21 protein-coding genes are annotated in these 22,048 nt (G+C 34.5%); 9 read left to right on the plus strand and 12 right to left on the minus strand.

Translation table 11 applies throughout. The features are described from left to right. Positions 1-64: 64 nt before the first annotated feature. The 6 genes from VUJ46_RS16425 to VUJ46_RS16450 all read right to left on the minus strand — a co-directional run bounded on the left by VUJ46_RS16425 (position 65) and on the right by VUJ46_RS16450 (position 5,836). Complete coding sequence (locus tag VUJ46_RS16425; RefSeq protein WP_326981804.1) at positions 65-1,153, minus strand: hypothetical protein; 1,089 nt, start codon at positions 1,151-1,153, stop codon at positions 65-67. Positions 1,154-1,207: 54 nt separating this feature from the next. After that, on the minus strand, positions 1,208-1,447 hold the full coding sequence (locus tag VUJ46_RS16430; RefSeq protein WP_326981805.1) for a hypothetical protein: 240 nt from the start codon (positions 1,445-1,447) through the stop codon (positions 1,208-1,210). Between the two features lie 88 nt (positions 1,448-1,535). After that, complete coding sequence (locus VUJ46_RS16435; RefSeq protein WP_326981806.1) at positions 1,536-2,282, minus strand: hypothetical protein; 747 nt, start codon at positions 2,280-2,282, stop codon at positions 1,536-1,538. After that, positions 2,282-2,815, minus strand: coding sequence for an RNA polymerase sigma factor (locus VUJ46_RS16440; RefSeq protein WP_326981807.1), 534 nt, complete (start codon positions 2,813-2,815; stop codon positions 2,282-2,284). Before VUJ46_RS16440 ends, VUJ46_RS16435 begins: the two co-directional genes overlap by 1 nt. Before the next feature lie 261 nt (positions 2,816-3,076). Further along, positions 3,077-4,216 carry a serine hydrolase domain-containing protein gene (locus VUJ46_RS16445; protein WP_326981808.1) on the minus strand — a complete coding sequence of 380 codons (1,140 nt, stop codon included), beginning with the start codon at positions 4,214-4,216 and terminating at the stop codon, positions 3,077-3,079. A gap of 78 nt (positions 4,217-4,294) precedes the next feature. Further along, a complete protein-coding gene (locus VUJ46_RS16450; protein WP_326981809.1) occupies positions 4,295-5,836 on the minus strand; it encodes a glycine--tRNA ligase in 1,542 nt (513 codons plus the stop codon). Between the two features lie 417 nt (positions 5,837-6,253). Between VUJ46_RS16450 and VUJ46_RS16455 the strand changes: the two genes are divergently transcribed. The 4 genes from VUJ46_RS16455 (at position 6,254) to VUJ46_RS16470 (ending at position 11,517) form a co-directional block, all read left to right on the plus strand. Next, positions 6,254-8,665: a hypothetical protein gene (locus VUJ46_RS16455; RefSeq protein ID WP_326981810.1), complete on the plus strand. Its 2,412-nt coding sequence runs from the start codon at positions 6,254-6,256 to the stop codon at positions 8,663-8,665. A gap of 2 nt (positions 8,666-8,667) precedes the next feature. After that, a complete protein-coding gene (locus VUJ46_RS16460; protein ID WP_326981811.1) occupies positions 8,668-8,961 on the plus strand; it encodes a hypothetical protein in 294 nt (97 codons plus the stop codon). Positions 8,962-9,558: 597 nt separating this feature from the next. Beyond that, positions 9,559-10,254, plus strand: a complete 696-nt coding sequence (locus tag VUJ46_RS16465; RefSeq protein ID WP_326981812.1) for a pseudouridine synthase — start codon at positions 9,559-9,561, stop codon at positions 10,252-10,254. A gap of 225 nt (positions 10,255-10,479) precedes the next feature. Continuing rightward, positions 10,480-11,517 (plus strand): quinone-dependent dihydroorotate dehydrogenase, encoded by a 1,038-nt coding sequence (locus tag VUJ46_RS16470; protein ID WP_326981813.1) that lies wholly within the window; start codon positions 10,480-10,482, stop codon positions 11,515-11,517. Positions 11,518-11,572: 55 nt separating this feature from the next. On the opposite strand, the gene VUJ46_RS16475 is transcribed toward VUJ46_RS16470, so the two are convergent. Further along, positions 11,573-12,817 carry a DUF445 domain-containing protein gene (locus VUJ46_RS16475; protein WP_326981814.1) on the minus strand — a complete coding sequence of 415 codons (1,245 nt, stop codon included), beginning with the start codon at positions 12,815-12,817 and terminating at the stop codon, positions 11,573-11,575. A gap of 80 nt (positions 12,818-12,897) precedes the next feature. On the opposite strand from VUJ46_RS16475, the gene msrB reads away from it, so the two are divergent. Together msrB and VUJ46_RS16485 are read left to right on the plus strand one after the other, a co-directional pair. Then, positions 12,898-13,341 (plus strand): peptide-methionine (R)-S-oxide reductase MsrB, encoded by a 444-nt coding sequence (gene msrB, locus VUJ46_RS16480; protein WP_326981815.1) that lies wholly within the window; start codon positions 12,898-12,900, stop codon positions 13,339-13,341. 130 nt (positions 13,342-13,471) lie between these two features. Further along, complete coding sequence (locus VUJ46_RS16485; RefSeq protein WP_267406712.1) at positions 13,472-14,227, plus strand: murein L,D-transpeptidase catalytic domain family protein; 756 nt, start codon at positions 13,472-13,474, stop codon at positions 14,225-14,227. 23 nt (positions 14,228-14,250) lie between these two features. On the opposite strand, the gene VUJ46_RS16490 is transcribed toward VUJ46_RS16485, so the two are convergent. Beyond that, positions 14,251-15,636 (minus strand): sensor histidine kinase, encoded by a 1,386-nt coding sequence (locus tag VUJ46_RS16490; RefSeq protein WP_326981816.1) that lies wholly within the window; start codon positions 15,634-15,636, stop codon positions 14,251-14,253. Next, positions 15,633-16,322, minus strand: coding sequence for a response regulator transcription factor (locus tag VUJ46_RS16495; protein WP_326981817.1), 690 nt, complete (start codon positions 16,320-16,322; stop codon positions 15,633-15,635). The genes VUJ46_RS16490 and VUJ46_RS16495 overlap by 4 nt, the downstream gene beginning before the upstream one ends. Positions 16,323-16,569: 247 nt before the next feature. On the opposite strand from VUJ46_RS16495, the gene VUJ46_RS16500 reads away from it, so the two are divergent. From VUJ46_RS16500 to VUJ46_RS16510, 3 genes are read left to right on the plus strand one after another with little or no spacing between them, the layout of a single operon-like run. Then, positions 16,570-17,898 (plus strand): hypothetical protein, encoded by a 1,329-nt coding sequence (locus VUJ46_RS16500; protein WP_326981818.1) that lies wholly within the window; start codon positions 16,570-16,572, stop codon positions 17,896-17,898. Positions 17,899-17,910: 12 nt separating this feature from the next. Further along, positions 17,911-18,330, plus strand: a complete 420-nt coding sequence (locus VUJ46_RS16505) for a Dabb family protein (RefSeq protein ID WP_267406718.1) — start codon at positions 17,911-17,913, stop codon at positions 18,328-18,330. A gap of 21 nt (positions 18,331-18,351) precedes the next feature. Next, the gene (locus VUJ46_RS16510) at positions 18,352-18,825 is read left to right on the plus strand and encodes a hypothetical protein (RefSeq protein ID WP_326981819.1); all 474 of its coding nucleotides are present in this window, start codon (positions 18,352-18,354) and stop codon (positions 18,823-18,825) included. A 98-nt stretch (positions 18,826-18,923) separates the two neighbouring features. Here VUJ46_RS16510 and VUJ46_RS16515 read toward each other — a convergent pair whose 3' ends face one another. The 3 genes from VUJ46_RS16515 to VUJ46_RS16525 form a co-directional block, all read right to left on the minus strand. After that, entirely contained in the window at positions 18,924-20,036 is a 1,113-nt protein-coding gene (locus tag VUJ46_RS16515) for a TlpA family protein disulfide reductase (RefSeq protein WP_326981820.1), read from the minus strand. A gap of 283 nt (positions 20,037-20,319) precedes the next feature. Then, complete coding sequence (locus tag VUJ46_RS16520; RefSeq protein ID WP_326981821.1) at positions 20,320-21,363, minus strand: serine hydrolase domain-containing protein; 1,044 nt, start codon at positions 21,361-21,363, stop codon at positions 20,320-20,322. Positions 21,364-21,449: 86 nt separating this feature from the next. Beyond that, a complete protein-coding gene (locus tag VUJ46_RS16525) occupies positions 21,450-22,028 on the minus strand; it encodes a helix-turn-helix domain-containing protein (RefSeq protein WP_326981822.1) in 579 nt (192 codons plus the stop codon). Positions 22,029-22,048 lie beyond the last annotated feature (20 nt).

Here is a 22,048-nt window from a genome sequence, read left to right on the forward strand (position 1 = left end):
TTTTATTACTTCACATAATCTCCATCTTCCAGCACCCATCTTCCACAATATGAGATCGCATCTCCTAAAACCCAATATTGGCTATTTCAATACCTACTTGAAATCCGTTTTTACTTTTCAACAGGGCGTCATTATTAAACAGCGGGTTAAAGTCTTTTTGAATATATACATTAAATCCCCTGTATCCTATTCCTAATTTGCCTCCGACAATAAAATCATTAACCCCCTGCATCACTCTTTCTTGGTCCATAACGTTTGATGAGTTTACATTAGAGTATTTCGTGATCATTCTGCTCCCGATATTCGCGCCCCCATAAACACCTGCGATAAGACTAAGCTGAGGTTTGGTATTATCTAAATATTTTACGCCCTTATATTCTGTATATTGAGGATTGAGCACAAATCTAAAATCGATGGGAACAAAAATATAGGTATTACGGATTATGGATTCGTCTAATTCCCCTTTGCTAAAATCTTCCAGCATCAACTTATTGTTTCTCTGAAGAAAAGCATTATTTCCTTTGGCTTCATATCGGTCTGTTCGTATTCCCAGGCCAATATTATAAAAAACAGGGCTGGTAAAGTGTCCCAACTGATTCTCATATTTTACTGCCAAAGTAGAGTTATACACAATATTCATGTCCGAATTTTTTGAAGAAAGGCCAAAAGGTTCGTCTTTTGAAGTAAGGTTACCCGCTGAAAGATTATATAAGAGTGACCAATTATGTAAATAGTCTTTAGGCTCTTTTTTATTTCTTTGATTTATTCTCATTTTTAGACCATTAAGTCCCAGCTTCAAAAAGTTTTTCCCCTTACGTATGGTATCAGACTTTCCCAAAACGGCATGTTTCACCATTTCCTGGGTAGCCTCTTCGAGTTCAGACTTCTGGGCATCTATTTTACTATTAATAATCTTTTCGTACTTTGATGCTATTTCATTTCTCTGATTCTGTTTTTGTTCAGCCGTAATTTTATTATCTTTAAAATTTCGGTCCACTTTATCAAGCTCTGAATTCATCTCAGATTTCTCAGATATTACGATGCTGTCAATCTTCTTTGAGTACATCTCAATTCGAGTATTCATCTGTGGAGCTTCTTGAGCATACGTGTAAGAAATGGCCAGTATGGTAATCATCACGGTGATTTTCTTCATTTTTTTTTATTTTTTATAAATGATATATTATTTTTTTACGCAACCGGAGTAACCTTACGGCATGATATTGTTTTGTTTAAAGCTTTTTTCCTTAAAATAAACAAAAGCTCTTGTAGAAATCATAAGTAAAACCACTGCCAGGGCATATTCTATCTCAGTTCTTTGATTTTCAATCTCTAGGCTGCTCATATTCTCATGAGTATCAGATTGAATTTGTAAGTTCATTGGGAAATTTTCTTGGGCATGGCTGTAAGAAATTGCTACCATAGCAATCATTAATGTAATTTTTTTCATTGTTTTGTTTGTGTTATTTTTAGACAATATTTTATTGCTATTCACTTTTTTTGGAATAGTACTTTCTATGATTTTAAAAATTTAAAATTTATTTTTCTGAGGAGGAATAAATCTCTATTCCCATTATTTTTAATGAATTAGGACTCTTAATTTTATCAAGATCTACAACTGCAAATTGTTTGTCTTTAATCTCTTTGGCCGCTTTATCCAGCTCTCTTCCTGCCAGAAGATCATGAGCCTGGATATATTTGGTCGGCTTTTGTTCTGGAGTTCCTGTTTTTATTTCTGACTTTTCATTATTCAACGCTATTTTATTCTCTGCCGGTGTCACATCAGCAGTATATAATTCATGATGATCAGAAGTAGACGTAATTGAGGTTGGATTTTTTAGAGGACTATCTTTACTTGCTGTTTTTGCAAGAGAGGCATTAAAGTCTTCTCTTTCCACTGCATTTAATTTTCCGGGATTTTTCTTTTCATTCGCTACCAGACGGGACTTTTCAGAAGGTATTACCTTTGTATTCTGAGCTGTATTTTGAATGTTTGCATCATGTTGTGTCATTGCTGACGAATGGTCATTCTGCTTTTCAGCTGATTTTACAATCGAAATGCTTTTTTGCTTCAGTGTCGGTTCATTTTGATTAAAATAGAAAAAAGCTCCTGTTGAAATCACTGCCAGAACAGCTGCTGCCGAATATTTCCACCATTGAAAAGCAGGTTTGATATTGATTTCCGGTGGTTCATGGAATTTTTGATCTATTTTGTCCCATAGATTTGCTGAAGGCTTTATTTTAAGTTCTTCATAATCAGATTTTATTTTATTTTGTGTTTTCATTATTTTTCGGATTTTATATAATCTATTATCCACTTTTTTGCCTTACTCAGCTGGCTTTTGCTTGTTCCTTCCGAAATATTTAAAATGGCAGCAATTTCCTGATGCTTTTTTTCTTCAAAAACAGAAAGATTGAAAATTAACCGATAACCATCCGGCATTTTAGAAAAAATATCCTCTAAATTGATTGAATAGGCATTATCTTCCCAGCTATTTTCTTCATCTTCGATATTTATATTGTTTACATCAATGTCTAAATACATCAGGTTTTTATTTTTCCGGATAAAATCGACACAATTATTAACAACGATTTTTCTTAACCAGAATGGAAAACTTTTTGGATCCCGACATTCATTAATCTTTTTAAAACAGGTATAAAATGAAGTAACTAAGAGGTCTTCTGCATCATAGATATTATTAGTGTAAGAATTTGCAATCGCCAACATTTTATCAGAAAACATCTCATACAGAGCTTTTTGCCCCATACCGTCATTTTTCCTAGCGAGATCAAAATTCTCTTCTAATAAATTCTTCATCTGTTGTGTTCTGTAGATAAGACGAAAAAAAATGTAAATGGTTGCCTGAAAAAAAATAAATATTTAATAAAATTTTTTAAAAGGCTATTAGACAGTATTTTATATTGTCTAATTAAGTTCGGGATAAGCATGAAGCTGGAAGCTCATTAAGTTCTTTATTTTGTATAATCACAAAAATTCAAAGAAAAATGAAATGATTTTGCTTGTTATCACTTCATATAACCTCCATCTTCCAGCGCCCAGCACCATCTTCGATTCAGGTTATTTAAACAAACTCACCACCTCATTCACCAGAAACTTCACCTGGTCCGGTCTTCCTCTGTCATTTTTGGAGAGGTTATGATCGCTTCCGGTTTTCACAATCAGCATCTGATGTTCAGGTATCATGATAATGTATTGTCCTTGAAGCCCAAGAAAATAATAATGTTTTACAGGATTATCCTCATTGATCCAGAAACCCATTCCGTAAATTTCCTCAGATTTTTCTGTTGGCGTTTTCATTTGATTAATAAAATCAAGATTCAGAATTTGTTCGCCATCCACTTTACCGTCATCCAAAAATAGTTGTCCCAGTCTGGCAAAATCCCGCGCGTTGGAATGAATGCAGCAGTAGGTCTTTTCCATGCCTTCTTCATCGGTGCTCCATTCTGCATTTTGCTCCATTCCCAACGGGATCCAGAATTTTTCAGAAAGATAGCTTGCTAAGGTCTGGTTTAAAGCTTTCTTCAAGGCAAAACCCAGTAATTGAGTTGCCCCACTTTGATATTCAAATCTTTCACCGGGATTTTCTTTAAATCTTCTCGAAAAAGAAGCTTTACGGAGGCTTCTTCCGTAATAGGCTCTCGCGGTTGGTAAAAAAGGGTTTTTATAATCCTCATCCCAGTTAAGTCCGGCTTCCATTTGAGCTAAATTTTTTAACGTTAAACTTCTTCCGAATCCTTTTGTTTTAAATTCATCAAAATAATCTGAAAACAGATCATCGATACTGTTGATTTTTCCTTCTTCAATCGCCTTTCCCAAAAGCATCACTGTAATGGCCTTCGTCATGGAAAATGAGTTGGTATGTGAAAGTTGATGATAGCCGTTCCAGTATTGTTCATGCATGAGTTTACCGTTTTTCACCACAATAAAAGCGGCAGTGTGCGATTGGACGAGGTCGTCAACGATATTTTTAGGTAAATTGGTCTTGTTATATTCCGGAGATTCTTCCCAGATTTTGGGCGAAGCAGTTTTAATGATATTACTGCTGAAAAGCTTTCCGTCATCAATATAAGCGGTGGATCTCCCCCGTAGATACGTTTTGGAAATACCACTGAAAAGATAGCCGTATCCAAAAAGATACATAAGAATAATGGCCACAACTAAAACAATAAGAACCGTTTGCAGAATTATTAACCACATATTTTGAATGATTAGTGTAAAACAAATCTATTCAAAAAAAGTGTATAAAAAAAGCCCTGATTTCTCAAGGCTTTTCATCTATATTTTTGAAAGTAAGTTTCTGAAACTTGTCTTTTCGTCGATAATTCTTCTCAATTCCGATACCGGCACTCTTTCCTGAACCATTGTGTCTCGGTCTCTTATCGTCACCGTGTGATCTGTTAAAGAGTCATGATCAATCGTGATACAGTAAGGGGTTCCGATGGCGTCCTGTCTTCTGTAACGTTTCCCGATCGCATCTTTTTCCTCGTAGAATAAGTTGAAGTCATATTTCAGGTCGTTGAAAACTTTCTCCGCATATTCTGCTAAACCGTCTTTCTTCATCAACGGAAGAATCGCTGCCTTAATTGGCGCTAAAGCCGGAGGTAAAGATAAAACCGTTCTTTCTGAACCATCTTCTAATGTTTCGTCTTTTAAACAATGAGAGAAAATAGAAAGGAATAGTCTGTCTAAACCAACCGAAGTTTCCACCACATAAGGAACATAATTCTCGTTTCTTTCAGGATCGAAAAACTGAAGTTTTCTCCCTGAATGCTCTTCGTGAGCCTTTAAGTCGAAATCTGTTCTTGAGTGAATACCTTCCAGTTCCTTGAAACCAAACGGGAAATTAAATTCGATATCGGCCGCAGCATTCGCATAATGAGCCAGTTTTTCATGATCGTGGAATCGGTAATTATCATTACCCAAACCTAAAGCCAAATGCCAGTTCAGACGCTTTTGCTTCCATTGTTCATAGAACTCCAGTTCTGTTCCCGGAGCTACGAAAAACTGCATTTCCATTTGTTCAAATTCACGCATTCTGAAGATGAACTGTCTTGCAACAATTTCATTTCTGAAAGCTTTTCCGATTTGAGCAATACCGAAAGGAAGTCTGTGACGAGAGGTCTTCTGAACGTTCAGAAAGTTCACGAAAATACCCTGAGCCGTTTCCGGTCTTAAATAAAGATCCATTGCAGAATCTGCAGAAGCCCCCAGTTTTGTTCCAAACATTAAGTTGAACTGTCTTACTTCCGTCCAGTTTTTAGAACCTGTATCCGGATCAGCAATTTCCAGCTCTTCAATTAAAGCTTTTACATCGGCAAGATCTTCATTTTCTAAAGATTTTGCTAGTCTTGAAAGAATTGCTTCTCTTTTGGCTCTGTAATCAATAATTTTTTGATTCGTTGCCACAAATTGTTCTTTATCAAAAGCTTCACCGAATCGTTTCGCCGCTTTTTCGATTTCTTTGTTCTCTTTTTCTTCGATTTTTAAACAATAATCTTCCACCAAAACGTCTGCTCTGAAACGTTTTTTAGAGTCTTTATTATCAATCAAAGGATCGTTGAATGCATCAACGTGGCCCGAAGCTTTCCAAGTTGTTGGGTGCATAAGGATAGCCGAATCGATACCGACAATATTTTCGTTAAGCTGTACCATCGCTTTCCACCAATATTGTTTGATATTATTTTTTAATTCAGCACCGTTTTGTCCATAATCATAAACAGCCGATAAACCGTCATAGATCTCACTTGAAGGAAAAATAAAACCATATTCTTTCGCATGAGAAATCACTTTCTTGAAAACATCTTCTTGCTTTGCCATAATTTTTTAATCGTCTAAAGTGCAAAAATAGTGAAAAAGCGGGAAGTGGGAAGCGGGAAGCGGGAAGTTTTTATCATTGTGCAGATTAGGAGCCGGGAACCTGCTGTCCACTGTATCTTTTTTGTGGTCGTCTCCACTGCGTTCCGTCCGCCACAAAAAAGGATGCCGTTCCCATCAGGGCTATAACAAAAATTCGGTTACCATATCAAAAAATGCCTTTAGACAAAACTTATAGGTTTCAAAAACCGATGAGGTTTTACGGAAAAAGTAGAAATAAATTATAAGACGACGCCTTTTGTCGTTATCAGCAGCCATATTTGTCTAGAGATATAAACGAGATAAGATAAATTATTTTGTTCCTTCCAAGATATTTCTACGGAGAATCAGTAAAACAAATAATTAATTAAAAAAACATCAATGAACAGCGAAAAATATTTTAAAGACTTTGATGACTTTGATAAGGAAAGTCAGAACATACTTTCGGGATTTCAAAATAAAGTATTAGCAGAAAATTTATCCCAAAGCAATTTATCAGTACAAAGTGTAGAGCCTAAGGTTACAAATATTTCGGAATCTATGTCTGAAATTACAGATTGGATAACTGATGAATATATTGATTTAGAAAGGTTAATCATTAAGATAAAAGCTGCAAATAGCGGAATGAATGATTATCAATTTACTTATAATCCGAAAGATTTAAATGCTAATATTCAGAATAAAAGTATTAAAAATAAAAGTGAAGGGTTTATTCAATTAAAAGTATATAGAAATCCTAAGATTGGAAATGTAAGTGTAAAATGGAAAGATTCCCGCATAACTCAAAAAATAGATTTACGGAGTAAGAAGATTTATTATCGGTTACATTTCTATTATGCAAAAAGTACAGAAACATCTTTCGTTCTTGAAACATCATGGTATCAGGATTTCAGAGATTTGAATATATTGCTCAATTATGGAGATGTCGATAAGTATGAAGCGGATTACACCTATTTTCGACAAAATTTTGTAACAGCTTTAAGGAATGAAAAAGACGCAGACGGATTAAAATTTATTTATGAGAATATTCCGGAGACTATTTTAAAAAACTTTTCAGATTTTCTGGATTATAAACTCTTTTTCGATCATCTTGAAACTCTTTCAAAAGATGATGATTCCAGTACTTTCAGAGACAGTAGTGCGGCGATGATACAAATTTTCAAGGCATTTGGTCATCCTGCTCCTATTCTAAACTATTTCAGAGAAAACTCGGCAAAGCTGAACAGAATTTATTACAATCTAGACAAAAGTGGTGAATACAATGGAAAAATTTTAAGCAATCGGATGATTCTTGCCAACATTATGCTTGTTTTTTCGATGTTCTCAAAGAATAGCAAACAAAAGAAAACAGCCAAAACTTTTACCATTGGAAAAGGATACAAAATAAACGCTAACATTCTTGAGGGTGGAATTTTTCAACAGGACGGAGATAATTACAGAGAAACCTTTTTTTTACAACAGCAGAAAGAAGAAACAGTAACGTATAATATTCAAAGCAGCCAGACAATGGGTACTTCTGGTAGTGGCGAGAGAACCATAACTACAAATATAGATGATGGAGCACAGTTTCATCCTTTAGATATGGTGTATATTAAAGATATAACTGGAGAAAAAGAAGTTTCTTATTTCGTACCAGCGATTTATTTAAAAGCCTTAGCGGATGCACAAGAATGGGAAGTTGTATCACAGAATATTCGTATAGCTGCGGATATAGTGGCTGTAATTATCGGAGTACTAACTTTACCAGCGGGCAACCCTTATTTTCTTTTGCTTGCCATTGCCGATATTTCTTTGGCAGGAGCAGATCTTACAATACAGGCTTTTAAAGATGAAATTATAAAATACGAAGACGGAAAAGAGTTTTTGGATGCTTGGGAAGAAATTTATATGTATGGTGGCGGCGCATTAATAGCAGGAAACATTGTTGGTGGTTTTTATATAGGTGCTGCAAAACTTCTTACGAAAATTGCGGAAGGAGAAGCGAAAAACTATTTAAAATCAATAGTAATTAAAGTTGCTTTGGAAAGGAATATTACTAATTTTACGGAAAGCTCAATAAAATTATTATCTACCGGAAAAGAAGCTTTTTTTGATTCGAATTATTTATTGAGAGTGGTTCCAATCCAGAGACTTCTGGACAAAGATGTCCTTATCTTTTCGGGTAAATCAGCTGGAAGTAAAAACGATTTGAACGAATATGTTTTTATTTATAAGGGAGAAAAAATAGCTGCAGGTTCTGCTTATGAGATTAATAAAAAATTGGCAGGAGCATTAAAAGCGAGTGCAAAAGATGATGAGATTGTTGCTTTTTTGGATAATTTGGAAAGACTTTCTAAGGTGGAATCAGGAGAGGCATTCAAACACCTTTATGAGGTTCTTCCTTTGCTTAATAAGAAAATAATAATTGTTGATGGTAAAGAAGTTTTAGTTGAAGTATCAAATACACATTGTGTAAATATGGTGGTGGCAGTTGATGAATATTTGAGGACCGGAAAGATTTCGATAGCTCTTCCTTCAGGTAATCAAAAGATTGAAGTTTTATCCGATTTTTATAACAAAAAATATAATAGATTTACATATTTTCAAAGGATTGATATCAAAACACAGTTAAATTTAAAAATGAAGGAAGGAGAAATGGGAATTATATTTGGGGAAAGAAAGTATCCTGAAACTGGGCATGTATTTAATGTGCTTAAGAAAGATGGGAAATTATATCATCCTGATGGCCAGGCAGGTAAGGAAGCGGATCTTAATGATGGTTTTATATTTTTTAAATATTTAAAAATAGAATAATTATGTTAACAGAACAAGAAATCTTAAAAATAGCAAAAAAATATGTTTTAGATTCTGAAAAAGTATTTAAAGTTCCAATGATTTTGCTAGAAGAGTATACAATAAATAAAAACTATGGATATATCTTTTTTTATAATAGTAAAAAGAAGTTTGATAATCCAGAAAGCGAGACTGAGATTGTAGGGAATGCCCCTTTTATTGTTGAAATTAAATCCGGTCGAATAATTGAATTCGGTACAGCAAGGGCTTCTGCATATTATATAGAGGAATACGAAGCAGGAAGATGGCCTAAATAAAGATAGCAGACTACTACTGTAGTCTGTGTTTAATTAAGAAGTACTTCTCTACAAACCTTATAAAGGAATTATTTCCATTGAATTATTATCATAGTCAAAAATAAATTTTAATTTACAGTAGCTTCGAACAAACATACCATTTATGGTAGCAAGATAAAAGTTCTGGCGCAATAACATGCTCTTTAATCCTACGATTATATCTTGATTTTTGCCTGTTTCTATTTTTAGATTTGATATCTTCTTATGAACTTCTGAAACGAAAGAGATGACAAAAGTATTTTCAGAGGGTTTGTGCTTTGGATCTATGATAGAATAATCGAAAGAGTCTGATAAGTTTTTAGCATTAAATATTATTTTCTTATCAACTTTAGAATAAATTTTATCTTGTTCATATTGACTGTTAATATCTTTTTGTCCTGGTGGAGGATGAACTATAACATTTTCATTATTTTGTCCGTATAATGAAAAGCTATAAAAGACAATAAAAATAAATAATTGTTATTTCATAATAAATGCTTGTTAATACAAACGTAATCATTTTTTCTGTACAAAAATAAAATGGTTACTAGATCATCTAAAAATCTCTACTTTTGCCCAATGTTAGAAATTCTTTATCGCGACGAACACATTATTGCCATCAACAAACCCAGCGGATTATTGGTTCATAAATCTTTTTATTCCGGAGAAGCAGATACCTATGCGATTCAGGAGCTGAGGAAGCAGATCGGACAAAAAGTGTATCCCGTGCATCGTTTGGATCGAAAAACATCGGGTGTTTTGCTGTTTACTTTAGATAAAGATACCTTAAGAGCGATGAGCACTCAATTTGAAGAAAAAAAGGTCGATAAGAAGTACATTGCCATTCTTCGCGGCTGGGCTCAGGAAGAGGAAACCATCGATTACGATTTGGTGAATGAAAATGAAGTCACACAGAATGCGGTTACCCATTATCGCCGTTTACAGACTTCGGAAATAGATTTGCCCTTTTTAAAACATCAGACTTCGAGATATTGTTTAGTGGAAGCAATTCCTCAAACGGGAAGATTTCATCAGCTGAGAAAGCATTTTAAACATATTTTACATCCCATTCTAGGATGTCGTAAACACGGCTGTAACAAACAGAATAAATTGTGGCTGGAAACCTTTGGCATCAGCAAAATGACGCTTCACGCCCATCAGTTGAGTTTTAATCATCCAATTACCAATGAAAAAATCTCATTGAATGCAAAAATAGATGATGAATTCAAAAGAGTAGGGGATATTCTGAATTTTGACCTGAGCGCGTATTCTTAATATTGATAGAATAAATTATTACAGATCCTGATTCAAACCTCATTTCAAACCTCATAGGTTTTTAAAACCTATGAGGTTTATATTTTAAAATCTGCTTCATCCCATCAACTTCAAATAAAGCATATTCGTGCTTTTTGTGAAACAATTCGTGCAATTTGTGTTTAAATATCACAGATCAATAATCCGTTAATTTTAAAATGAGTATTTTTGTAAAACTTTTTTTCAATGTACAAATCGCTCATTCGTCCGATTCTTTTCAAATTCGATCCTGAAGAAGTTCATCATTTTACTTTTTCTATGCTTAAGAATTTCGGTTTTCTTACCAAATTATTTTTGCCAAAACCTATCGTAGACAAACGTCTGGAAAGAGAAGTTTTTGGTCTGAAATTTAAAAATCCTGTAGGATTAGCTGCCGGTTTCGATAAAAATGGCGTACTTTTTAATGAATTGGGAGATTTAGGTTTCGGATTTGTGGAAATAGGAACCGTAACTCCGAAAGCGCAGGCCGGAAATCCTAAGAAGAGATTGTTCCGATTAATCGAAGACGGCGGAATCATCAACAGAATGGGATTCAACAACGAAGGTCTTGAAGCTGCGATTGAAAAACTGAAAGGCAACAGAGGGAAAATCATCATCGGTGGAAACATCGGAAAAAATACGAATACAACGCCGGAAAATTACACTCAGGATTATCTGGATTGTTTCGAAGGACTTCATCCTTATGTAGATTATTTTGTGCTGAATGTGAGCTGTCCGAACGTTGGAAGTCACGCCAAACTGGAAGATGTGGAATATTTACGCGAATTAATCACAGAGGTTAAAAAAATCAACCAGTCAAAAGCGGTACAAAAACCGATTTTATTGAAAATTGCTCCGGATTTGAATAATCAACAATTGGATGAAATTATTGAACTGATCGCTGAAACAAAAATCGACGGAATTGTAGTTTCAAATACATCGGTGAATAGAGAAGGTCTGAAAACTTCACCGGAGGTTTTAGAGCAAATCGGAAACGGTGGTTTAAGCGGAAAACCGATTCGCGAGAGAAGTACAAAAATGATCAAGTATCTTTCTGATAAAAGCAACAGAGCATTCCCGATCATCGGAGTAGGCGGAATTCATTCTGCAAAAGATGCGATGGAAAAACTGGATGCGGGGGCAACCTTAGTTCAATTGTACACCGGATTTATTTATGAAGGTCCGCAATTGATTAATGATATTAATCAGGAGCTTTTAACCAGAGCAAGTAGGATTTCAAGATAAAAAATATTCGAAAAAATTATACAGAGGGTTCAAAAGAGCTCTCTTTTTATTTGTTTTAAAGGAAAAAATGCGAAATTGTATAAATAATTAATCCCACCAATCCGCCGACTAATGTTCCGTTTACTCTAATAAATTGCAGATCTTTCCCGACTTCCAGTTCCAGTTTTTCGCTCAATTCTTTTCCCTGCCAGTTTCCGACGGTTGAACTGATGAGGTTCCCAAATTGATGCGTATTTTTCAGGATATATTTATAAGCGGTCACACGAACCCAATGATCAATTTTATTCTGAAGATTTTCGTCAGTTTTTAGATTTTGTGAAAATTCGTTCAGGTTTTTAGATAAATAATTTTTTAATGAAGATTGGTCTTCCTGTAATTCTTTTTTCAATGTATTTTTGATGGAAACCCAGATGTCATTGGAATATTCATCCAATTTATCACCTTTTAAAAGATCGTTTTTAATATTCTTAAATTCTTCATCCCATTTTGGATCTTCTTTTAAATCAACCGAAAATTCGTAAATTTTTTGTGTGATCAAATGTCTCAGTTCATGTCCAGGATCTTCTTCAATTTCTTTGAAAAAATCTGAAAGTCCGCTTGCAATTTTATCTGCAATTTTATTGTCCACAAAAGATGGAATGAAAGAATAACTTCCTTCTTTTACGCGTTTTTGGATCATTTCATCATTTTCAATAATATAATTTTTAATCTGTGATGAAAGATTGGTAATAATTCTCTGATGATCGTTTTTTTCTAAAATATAATGAATTCCGTTGCCGACAATTTTATTCAGTTTAATATCATCAGTCATTTCAGAAACTTTTTTACTGATGAATTGGCTTACAGCAGAATCGTCAAGCTTATTTAAAATATCTAAAACAATATCCGAAATATTTTTAATCAAAACTTCCTGATTTTTCTCTTTTCCCAGCCATTCGCCTACAAAACCTGAAATTTTTAACTTCTGAATATAAGGTCTGATATTCTGTGGCGAAAGAAAATTACTAACGACAAAACTTCCCAGATTATCGCCGAGTTTTTGTTTACTGTTTTCAATGAGATTGGTGTGCGGAATCGGTAGTCCAAGCGGGTGGCGAAACAAAGCGGTAACCGCAAACCAATCGGCTAAAGCTCCTACCATTGCAGCTTCGGAGAAAGCCCGAACGTAACCCACCCAATGAGAATCGTTGGTTTTCTGAAGAATGGTTGTTATAATAAACAAAGCAGCCATCAACAGGAATAATCCGGTGGCAAAGGCTTTATATTTTCTTAACTGTTTTCTTTTTGCGTCATCATTCATATTCTCAAATTTACTAAATTTGGTTGTGAACTTCTCGTTTAATTTTCAATCTTATTATCAAAAATATTTAAAATAATTCTATGGAAAACCAAGCAAAAAACAATCCATACTATTCCAGAACAGATACCACGAAACTCGATATTCCTAATGATGAATGGAAAAAAATCTTAGCTCCTGACTTGTACGCAATCTCAAGAGAAGCGGCAACAGAAAGAGCTTTTACAGGAAAATACAATGATTTTGACGAATTGGGCGAGTATTATTGTGCAGTTTGTGGCAATCATTTATTTCGTTCCGATTCAAAATTTTCAAGCAGCTGCGGATGGCCAAGTTTTTTTGAAGCCGATAAAGAAGGAGTTTATTATAAAAGAGATACCGCGTACGGAATGGAAAGGGTAGAGGTGCTTTGCAAAAGATGCGATTCGCACTTGGGACATGTGTTTGATGATGGCCCGAAACCTACAGGACTGCGCTATTGTATGAATTCTATCAGCCTTGAATTTATAGGAGATTCTGAGAAATAATAGAGTTTTAAATCACAAAATCAGGAAGTTAAAGTTTCTTAAATTCAGTTAAACTTTGTGGAGTTATAATGCCCTGATAGTTATGTTTTTATAAATTTGCCCCACTCAATTGGATTTAACATAATATTGAATGAAAGGATTTTATAGCTTATTAGGTATTGTTTACGTAGTAACTACTTCATTCTATCTGTCTCCAAGAACGGCGATTGTAAGGAATGAAATCAGTACAAAAAAAATTGAAAGAGTAGCCGACACGAAATCTGAGAAGACTGCCAATGCGGTATCTTCATCAGAAGAATTGTACAAATCTATTGCATTTGAAACAGGACACGAACTTAACGAAGAAGTTTTCTTCAAAGCCTTAACTGGTTTTGAGAATTTGAAGAAAGCTGGTTTGCTTAATCAGGATTCGCATTTACTTACGGTATGCGATTTTTCTATGTCTTCGAATACAAAAAGACTTTGGGTAATTGACACTGAGGAAAAAAAGGTATTGTTTAATTCACTGGTTGCCCACGGGAAAAACACGGGTGAAGAATTTGCCACCAACTTCTCGAATACCAACAGCTCACTGCAAAGTAGTTTAGGATTTTATATCACAGATGCTACGTATAACGGTGACAACGGATATTCTCTGAGATTGCTGGGAATGGACAAAGGTTTTAACGATGCCGCGTACAAAAGAGCCATCGTCATGCATGGCGCAGATTATGTAAGTGATGAGTTTGCAGCGATGCATAAAAGAATCGGGAGAAGCTGGGGATGCCCGGCGGTTCCGAGAGATCTTACACAACCGATCATTAATACAATAAAAGGAAGAAATTGCCTTTTTATTTATTATCCTGATCAAAACTATCTTTCCAAATCGGAATGGTTAAAAGCATAAGAAAAAATAGAAAGCAGTCTGATTTAGACTGCTTTTTTATTTTGTGAACTAAATTTTATTCTGAGAATACTTCCTTTTTCCGGTTCAGATTGCAACGAAAGTTTGCCTTGATGCATCTCGATAATTCTCTTGACAATTGATAAACCGATGCCGTTTCCTTTTTCGTAGTTTTTATTACTTCCGCGATAGAAAAGATCAAATATTTTTGCTTGATCTTCTTCCGAAATCCCAATTCCGTGGTCGATAAAGCGGATTTCCAGATTTTTATTCTGAACTTCAATTTCTACCGAACAATATTTATCTGAAGAATATTTGCAGGCATTTTCCATTAAATTTAAAAATGCAATCTGCAATAAATAAGGGTTTCCGTGAAAATCATAATTGCTCTCATCTTCATCTGCCCAGCTGTCCATATAATTGATTCCGATTCTATAATTCGAATTTTTCTGCAATAAAGCCACTTTTGCATCTGCCAGAATTTCATCCAAACGAAGATCTACAAAACTGATCTGCGAAACATCATAGCTCGCCCTCGCAAAATCTAGCAAAGCCGAGGAAAGTTGTGACGCATGAGTCGCATCCTGTAAAGCATTATCAATTGAGATTTTATAATCGTCTAAGGTTACATTCAGTTCTTTAGCCAACTCAAGCTCAGCGATTAAGGTTGAAAGTGGTGTTCGAAATTCATGCGAAATCGTCGTCACAAATTGTTTATGATTATTAAATGATTTTTCTAAACGATTGAAGGTTGAATTAAAAGTTTCGGTGAGCTCATAAATTTCATCTTTAGCTTTTGGAACTACTAATCTTTTGTTGAGGTTGTGTTCCGAAATATCCCGAATCTGCAGAATAATATCCTTTAATGGCTTCAAAGTATAATATGAAAAAAGAAAACCAATAATAAAGATAATGATGATGGAAACAGTGTAAACAATGATAATGTCTTTCTTAAATTCTTCGATATGGGCTTTCCCTGTTACATCAATGGCACTTCCGATAATGTAAAAATTTTCGTTGTTGAATTCATATTTAAAGGCCATATACTGGCGGTCATGACGTTGCCATGTGATTCTGTTTTTTTTGGTTTTTATTAGTTGATTTAAATAATCCTGATTTTTTGAAGAGGGCTCAATATCGGTAAATATCAATTCTTTTTTGCTGTCGTAAACGCTGATGTCTGCTTCATTCAGTAGCTTTTTATTACGCTCATGAAGTTCACGGATTTTAGAATCACTGATATTCGCATCAAATATAAATTCCGATCGCCATGTGATTTTATAACCCAGACGATCATTGAATTCATCTTCCCGATTTTTTTCTGATACAAAATACAGCACATACGCAAACACAAACAGAATTCCTGCGGTAAGAATGGCGTAATTGAGGGCGGTTCTGGTGGCTATTTTCATTGTTTGTGTTTAAAAATGAATCCCATTCCGGGTTTGGTGTGAATCAGCTTTTCTTCAAAATCTTTATCGATTTTTTTACGCAGATAAGCGATGTAAACATCAATATAATTTGTTCCCGTATCAAAATGGTTTCCCCAGACATTTTCAGCAATTTCCTCACGGCTCAATACCCGCTCGGCGTTATTCATCAGAAAAACCAGGAGCTTAAATTCCTTTGGCGTAAGATTAATCTCTATTCCCTCTCTGAAAACACGATTGGTGTTTTTATTTACGGTAAGGTTTTGATATTCAATGATGTTTGAATGCTCATTTTTCTTTGGCGAAGATGATTTTCTTAATAAAACAGCTTTTATTCTGGCATATAATTCTCTGATTTCAAAAGGTTTTACCATATAATCATCAGCTCCCGCATCAAAACCCTCAATTTTTTCATCAATCGTTCCCAAAGCGGTCAGCATAATGATCGGCAGTTCGGGATTTTTTTGCTTGATGAGTCTGCTGAGCTCAATACCATTCATATTCGGGAGCATAATATCGGTGATCACAAGATCGAAAACGATTTTGTCTACCATCACCAATGCATCTTCAGCATCTTCAGAAATGTAAATTTGATAACCCTGACTTTCCAATCCTCTTTTTAAAAGACTTGAAACGCGGATATTATCTTCAATGATTAAAACTTTCATGCAGAAATAGTTTAGAACAAATGGTAAGTTGATGATTAAAAATTAAATAGCCAAAGGTTTGATTTTCAGCTGCTCTTTAAATTCTATACAAAGGTATCTCATATTTTCCTTTTATAGATAGTGCTGTGGTGGTTTATAATAAATTTCTAAAGATTTTCTAATAGTTTTCTAACGACCTTCCCCCTTTTTGGAGCCTAATTTTGTACCGTTGAAATCAACAATAAGGAGTAAGAATAAAGAAAATAGTATGAATAAAAAATCTTTTAAAATCGGGATCATTTTAGTTTCATTGATGAGTGTTTACACAAAAGTAGAAGCGCAAAAAAAGAACGATTTTAACAATCCGGGGCTTACGCATTATTTTAATGATGAACATTCTCGTTATATTTCTTTAAGTGGATATGCGGAACTTTGGGCGAGATACACGCAGCTGAATCCGGGAAGTATGATTAATAATCAGGCGGAATCTAGTGCTTCAGACCTTTCATTGAGAAGAGTAAGAGTAAAAATGACCTACAAACCAACAGAAAAGTTAATGTTTGTATTGCAGGGAGGAACAACGAATGTGAACGTAAACGCAAAAGGTAGCAATTATTTTGATTTGCTGGATGCTTACGCAGAATATTCATTCAGTGATAAAATTGCTTTCGGGGCGGGGCGTTCTACCTGGAGAGGATTATCAAGATTTACCACAGGACCTTTGAATACGTTGTTATATGATCTACCTGCGTATGCTACGTCCAACGCAGGAGCGACAGATTATACGGTGAGAGAATTGGGAGCTTATGTAAAAGGTCAGTTAGGAAGATTCGATTATCGTTTGGTGGTGGCAGATCCTTACACAATGGCGACCGCCGATCCTAAATTAAATGTGGCTACTTTCAGTAAAAATGCACCTCATAAAGACTTCTCAGGATATTTCAGATATGCGTTTTTAGATAAAGAAAATATTTCAAGCCCTTTTAACTCCGGAACATATGTCGGGAAAAAGAATGTATTGAGTTTGGGAGCTGGTTTTGATTATATTCATGATGCGATGTGGCACCTGGATGCAGATAAAAATACTGTGAATGATGATATGAAAAACTTCGCGGTGGATTTATTTTATGATGCTCCATTAAACAAAGAAAAAGGAACTTCAATAAGTGCTTACGGAATGGCAATGCACAACGATTACGGTCCGAATTATGTTCGATATGTGGGAACCAACAATCCTGCAACTTCAGTGGATGTTACTCAGGCAAGTCTGAATGGTGCCGGAAATGCTATGCCGGTGATTGGAACGGGAAATACCTATTATGTTCAGTTGGGAGGTACCTTACCTTATCTTAATAAAGAGAAAAAGAACCTTCAGCTTCAGCCTGCAGTAAGTATGCAGCTATCTGATTTGAAGGGTCTTCATGATAATGCGATTATTTACGATGCCGGAATATCATTGCTGATGAACGGGATGTCTTCAAGATTATCTTTCGATGCCCAAAACAGACCTGTTTATACGGCCGATGCCTCTAATAATGCCATGGTTTCAGACAGAAAATGGCAGTTTGTTTTAAAATACAGAATAGATTTTAACTAAAAATAATTTACAATGGAAAGAAGAAAATTTTTATTCCGATCAGTGCAGGCTTCGGCATTGCTGCTGATCTCAGGAAGCGTATTTGGATCTGCTTTACCGATGTTTAACCCTATAAAAAAGAAAAAAGTGTACTTTCATTATTTGTTGTTCTGGCTTCGAAAAGATCTTTCTGAAGCCGAAGTAAAAGAGTTTGAAAACTTTTTCGAAGGTTTGAAAAAATTGCCTTATCAAAAAAATCTTCGCTACGGAAAACCTGCGAATTCATCACCGAGAGCAGTTCTGGACAATACGTTCACGTACAATGCTTCTATGGAATTCGATACTTTGGAAGAACTGGAAGCCTATGGTCAGCTTCCGGAGCATTTAGCTTTAGTTCAAAAATATAAACCATTTTTCGAAAAAATGATGGTTCACGATACTGTTTACAATTAAAATAAAAAATTTAAATTTATAATGAAAAATTTCATTAAAGGCTTCAGCCTTGTATTAGCATTAAGCACTGTAGGATTTATGAACGGACAACATAAAGATCATAAGAAGATAAGCGTAAAAGCGGAAGAATCTACCGAATTTATTCCGGCGGTACGATTAATCAATAATCCCGATGGGTCATGTGCTTTCGAAAAAGGGAAGATCCCGACTTTAAAGCATATGAATACCACGACATTCTGGATGAGCAATAAAACTGAAGAATGGGAAAAGAATGCTCACCCGGCGCCGAGAAGGCAGTATGTGATTACGATTAAAGGAAATATTAAATTTAAAGTAACCGATGGTTCTACGTTTATGATTAAACCAGGAACTGTTCTTTTGGCTGAAGATCTTAAAGGAAAGGGACACAGCTGGGATATGGTGAAAAGCAAAGAATGGGAAAGATTATATATTCCGATTGCTGATGATGCCGATGATTTCTTTATCGCTGATTAAAATTCATTTTTGAGCACAATCATTTTAAGTGTTTTATATAAATTTCGTACAAGGGAAAAGCAGTCGATTTTGACTGCTTTTTTTATGTTTGGACAAGTTTATTTTACATATTCGGTTATTTTATTTCTGACTTCCGAAAGATCTCCCATGATTCTTGCTAGAATTTTTCCGTTTTCGTCAATTAAAAGATGCATAGGATATCCTGAGACATTTAGCTTTTTCTGAAAATCTTTATTTGTATCAAAAAAATTGAGCCATGTAGCATTATTTTTCTGAAGAATTGTTTGGGCTAATTTTATTCTTTCAGGCTTTTGTTCATCCGTAACCGTGATGAATTGCACTCCTTTATCTTTAAATTCATGATAAAGATTCACTATTTCAGGCATTCCTTTTACGCAAGGCGCGCAGGAAGTTGCCCAATAATCAATAAAAGTGAGCTTATGATTTTTAAAATCTTCAGCCGTTAATTTATTACTCTTATCAAAATAAATGTCTGGGATATTATTTCCCGTTAATGTTTTTTGTTCGGTTAAAAGTTTGTTTACCAGTTTTTTGTATAAAGTGTTTTTTTTGATAGAAGGTGAAAAGAATTTCATATTCTCTAAATAAATTGAATGAAAATTGTACAATCTATAATCATTTACAATTTCCCACAAGGCAGCATAAGAATCCGGATTTTTTTTGATGTATTGAACTAAAAGTTTCTGCTTTTCATCAAAATTGGTCAAACTATCTATTTTTTGAGGATCTGTAGATTTGATGTAAACCGTGCTTAAAGCTTTCTGTAAATTTTTAAAATCACGGTTGGTGGGTGAATCGATATTGATTTCTGTTTGATTGTTGAAAGTAGGTAATTCAATCCTGTGTTTTCCTTTTTCAATAAAGAAAGTTTTAGAAACAGAAAAAGATTTATTCTTCTTGTCAAGATAAGTAAATGCTACTGGCTGAGGATATTCAGTAAAGCCTTTGATGAGGTTTTCTTTCTTGATTCTTATAGTGTATAAAGAATGATCTGTCGGGAAAACAGTAATATTTTTATCAGATTGTACGGTAAAAGTATAGAGATCGCCCCAACCTCTTCTCGTGGATGCTGCTCCTAAAATCAGGCTGTCATTTTCATAAGAATCTGCATTAAGATTAATCTCAAAGTTATTTTGTGAGAATATGCAATTTGAAATAAGAATTAGTAAAATGTAAAAAAATTTTCTCATCGATCTGTTTTCAGGGTTTATGCTAACTTACAAAATTTTCTTTATTTATGATGAGGTGATTATTGGCTTTACTGCATCTTGAAAATGAGTATAATCTTTTTAGACGCAAAGATTTAATTAACATTGATATTATGCAAGTAAGCAAAGAGTAATCAACAAGTTGATTTGACGAAGCGATATTTTCACGCTTCGCGAAGCAAATTTCATTTGCCTTTGCCCTCTAAAAATATACAATGCGATAAGTTAATCTTTGCGTTTAAAAAAACGAATAAAAATCCGATAATTACGTTGTTTCAATATCCACAATTTTCCTCCCGTTTTCACCCAAATAATGAACAAGCAATTTTTCGTAAACTTTGTACCCTTCATCCGCATTGGTGAAAATTAGAATTCCCTGTTTGGTCTTCGGTAAAATGAAAGTAATACACTGACTTCCCAAATCGGAACCACCATGAGATAGCGCAAATTCTCCATTTCCCAAATCATAGATTTCAAAACCCAATCCGAAATATTTGTTTTCCTTTGTTTTCACCTGTTTTTTGATCATTTCTGAATAAATCTTTGGACTTAGATTTCCGCCTTCCAAAATATTGACCAGAAATTTTCCGTAATCTTCTATCGTCGTGTGAAGGTCATCTGCAGCATTGGCAGTTGTATTTTTAATGATTTCGTAAGATTTTCCGTTTTTGTCATAGCCAATGGCAAATCTCTTTTCATCGGTATTTTGCTCCCAAATATAATTCGTATCATTCATTTGTAGAGGTTGAAAAATCAATTCTTTAGCTAATTGATCCAAACTTTTTTTGAATTTTATTTCAAGAGCTTTTCTTAAATATTCCATTCCTTCACCGGAATATTGATATTTTGTTCCCGGTTCAAAATCGAAAGTCAGCTTTTTATTCTCTTTCATCCATCGCCAGTTGGGAAACCCTGTTTGATGGCTTAAAATAATTCTTGTGGTCAGTTTTTTTGCTCTTGGGTCATTGGCAATATCGGGATCAATCCAATAGTTGGAAATGGGTTCATCCAAATTCCATTTTCCGGCATTTACCAGCTGTAAAGCAACCATTGCTGTGATGGGTTTAGTAAGTGAAGCTACATTAAAAATCGTATTGTAAGGCGCTGAAATTCTCTCTTTAATTTCACCAAAGACTTTTACCTGTTTCAGTTGTCCGTCGTCAATAATTCCGAGTCCAAGCGTGCGGATATGATTTTCCTTTAACCAATTTTCGATAGCAGGATCATTATCAAAAATTTCTGTTTGAGCTTTAATTTTAAAAGTGAAAAGGAAGAAGAATGGAAGGAAGAAATAAAATGTTTTTGTCATTGTTTTAATTTTCGACAAAGGTTGAATTTCTTGTTTTTAATTCAAAAAAATGAACCCGACAAAAACCCGACAATCACAAATTGTAATTATATCATGTTGAAATTCAGTTTGTAATAAAGATTTTGTTTTCTGTCGATTTCAACAGTATTTCTGATGATGATGAACAGATTAGACATAAAAATAAGGATCAAGATGCCCAAAGTATAGTTGCCTCTGAGCTTTAAAAAGATCCAGAGCATGAAAATAACCGGTGCAAAAATCGTCCAGATGATTTGAAGTGTAATGATTTGTTTGGATAAATTATTTTTCTGTTTTAGCTTAAACATTAAAATAATCGGAACGAGAATATTTAAAGGTGGAAATAAAATGCAGGGAATAGAGGAAAGATTGATGATCTTAATAAAAGAATAATTGATGATCACTTCCTCTGCCTTTTCTTCGGTGAGCTGTTTTTCTGTCGGTTGTTCTTGAATCACTTCCTTAGGAATATTCTGAAGTATACTTTCTTCAATTCCTAATGTCTGGGATAAGGTACGGAGTGTATATCCTTTCGGAATGGTTCCGGCTTCTATCCGCTGAATTGTCCTCACAGAAATACCAGAGCTCTCCGCCAACTCTTCCTGAGTCAGGTTTTTAAGCTCTCGTATTTCTTTTAGTTTGGACATGTCTGATTTTGCTAAAAAGA

The sequence above is a fragment of the Chryseobacterium sp. MYb264 genome (genome assembly GCF_035974275.1).
GTDB lineage: Bacteria > Bacteroidota > Bacteroidia > Flavobacteriales > Weeksellaceae > Chryseobacterium.

Excerpts from the sequence above, each read along its gene's own strand:
- VUJ46_RS16495 (WP_326981817.1), bottom strand. The coding sequence starts at position 16,322 with ATGAAAGTTTTAATCATTGAAGATAATATCCGCGTTTCAAGTCTTTTA.
- VUJ46_RS16460 (WP_326981811.1), top strand. The coding sequence starts at position 8,668 with ATGTTAACAGAACAAGAAATCTTAAAAATAGCAAAAAAATATGTTTTA.
- VUJ46_RS16505 (WP_267406718.1), top strand. The coding sequence starts at position 17,911 with ATGGAAAGAAGAAAATTTTTATTCCGATCAGTGCAGGCTTCGGCATTG.
- VUJ46_RS16425 (WP_326981804.1), bottom strand. The coding sequence starts at position 1,153 with ATGAAGAAAATCACCGTGATGATTACCATACTGGCCATTTCTTACACG.
- VUJ46_RS16440 (WP_326981807.1), bottom strand. The coding sequence starts at position 2,815 with ATGAAGAATTTATTAGAAGAGAATTTTGATCTCGCTAGGAAAAATGAC.
- VUJ46_RS16445 (WP_326981808.1), bottom strand. The coding sequence starts at position 4,216 with ATGTGGTTAATAATTCTGCAAACGGTTCTTATTGTTTTAGTTGTGGCC.
- VUJ46_RS16430 (WP_326981805.1), bottom strand. The coding sequence starts at position 1,447 with ATGAAAAAAATTACATTAATGATTGCTATGGTAGCAATTTCTTACAGC.
- VUJ46_RS16525 (WP_326981822.1), bottom strand. The coding sequence starts at position 22,028 with ATGTCCAAACTAAAAGAAATACGAGAGCTTAAAAACCTGACTCAGGAA.
- msrB (WP_326981815.1), top strand. The coding sequence starts at position 12,898 with ATGGAAAACCAAGCAAAAAACAATCCATACTATTCCAGAACAGATACC.
- VUJ46_RS16465 (WP_326981812.1), top strand. The coding sequence starts at position 9,559 with ATGTTAGAAATTCTTTATCGCGACGAACACATTATTGCCATCAACAAA.
- VUJ46_RS16455 (WP_326981810.1), top strand. The coding sequence starts at position 6,254 with ATGAACAGCGAAAAATATTTTAAAGACTTTGATGACTTTGATAAGGAA.
- VUJ46_RS16515 (WP_326981820.1), bottom strand. The coding sequence starts at position 20,036 with ATGAGAAAATTTTTTTACATTTTACTAATTCTTATTTCAAATTGCATA.
- VUJ46_RS16470 (WP_326981813.1), top strand. The coding sequence starts at position 10,480 with ATGTACAAATCGCTCATTCGTCCGATTCTTTTCAAATTCGATCCTGAA.
- VUJ46_RS16475 (WP_326981814.1), bottom strand. The coding sequence starts at position 12,817 with ATGAATGATGACGCAAAAAGAAAACAGTTAAGAAAATATAAAGCCTTT.
- VUJ46_RS16490 (WP_326981816.1), bottom strand. The coding sequence starts at position 15,636 with ATGAAAATAGCCACCAGAACCGCCCTCAATTACGCCATTCTTACCGCA.
- VUJ46_RS16520 (WP_326981821.1), bottom strand. The coding sequence starts at position 21,363 with ATGACAAAAACATTTTATTTCTTCCTTCCATTCTTCTTCCTTTTCACT.
- VUJ46_RS16435 (WP_326981806.1), bottom strand. The coding sequence starts at position 2,282 with ATGAAAACACAAAATAAAATAAAATCTGATTATGAAGAACTTAAAATA.
- VUJ46_RS16500 (WP_326981818.1), top strand. The coding sequence starts at position 16,570 with ATGAATAAAAAATCTTTTAAAATCGGGATCATTTTAGTTTCATTGATG.
- VUJ46_RS16450 (WP_326981809.1), bottom strand. The coding sequence starts at position 5,836 with ATGGCAAAGCAAGAAGATGTTTTCAAGAAAGTGATTTCTCATGCGAAA.
- VUJ46_RS16510 (WP_326981819.1), top strand. The coding sequence starts at position 18,352 with ATGAAAAATTTCATTAAAGGCTTCAGCCTTGTATTAGCATTAAGCACT.
- VUJ46_RS16485 (WP_267406712.1), top strand. The coding sequence starts at position 13,472 with ATGAAAGGATTTTATAGCTTATTAGGTATTGTTTACGTAGTAACTACT.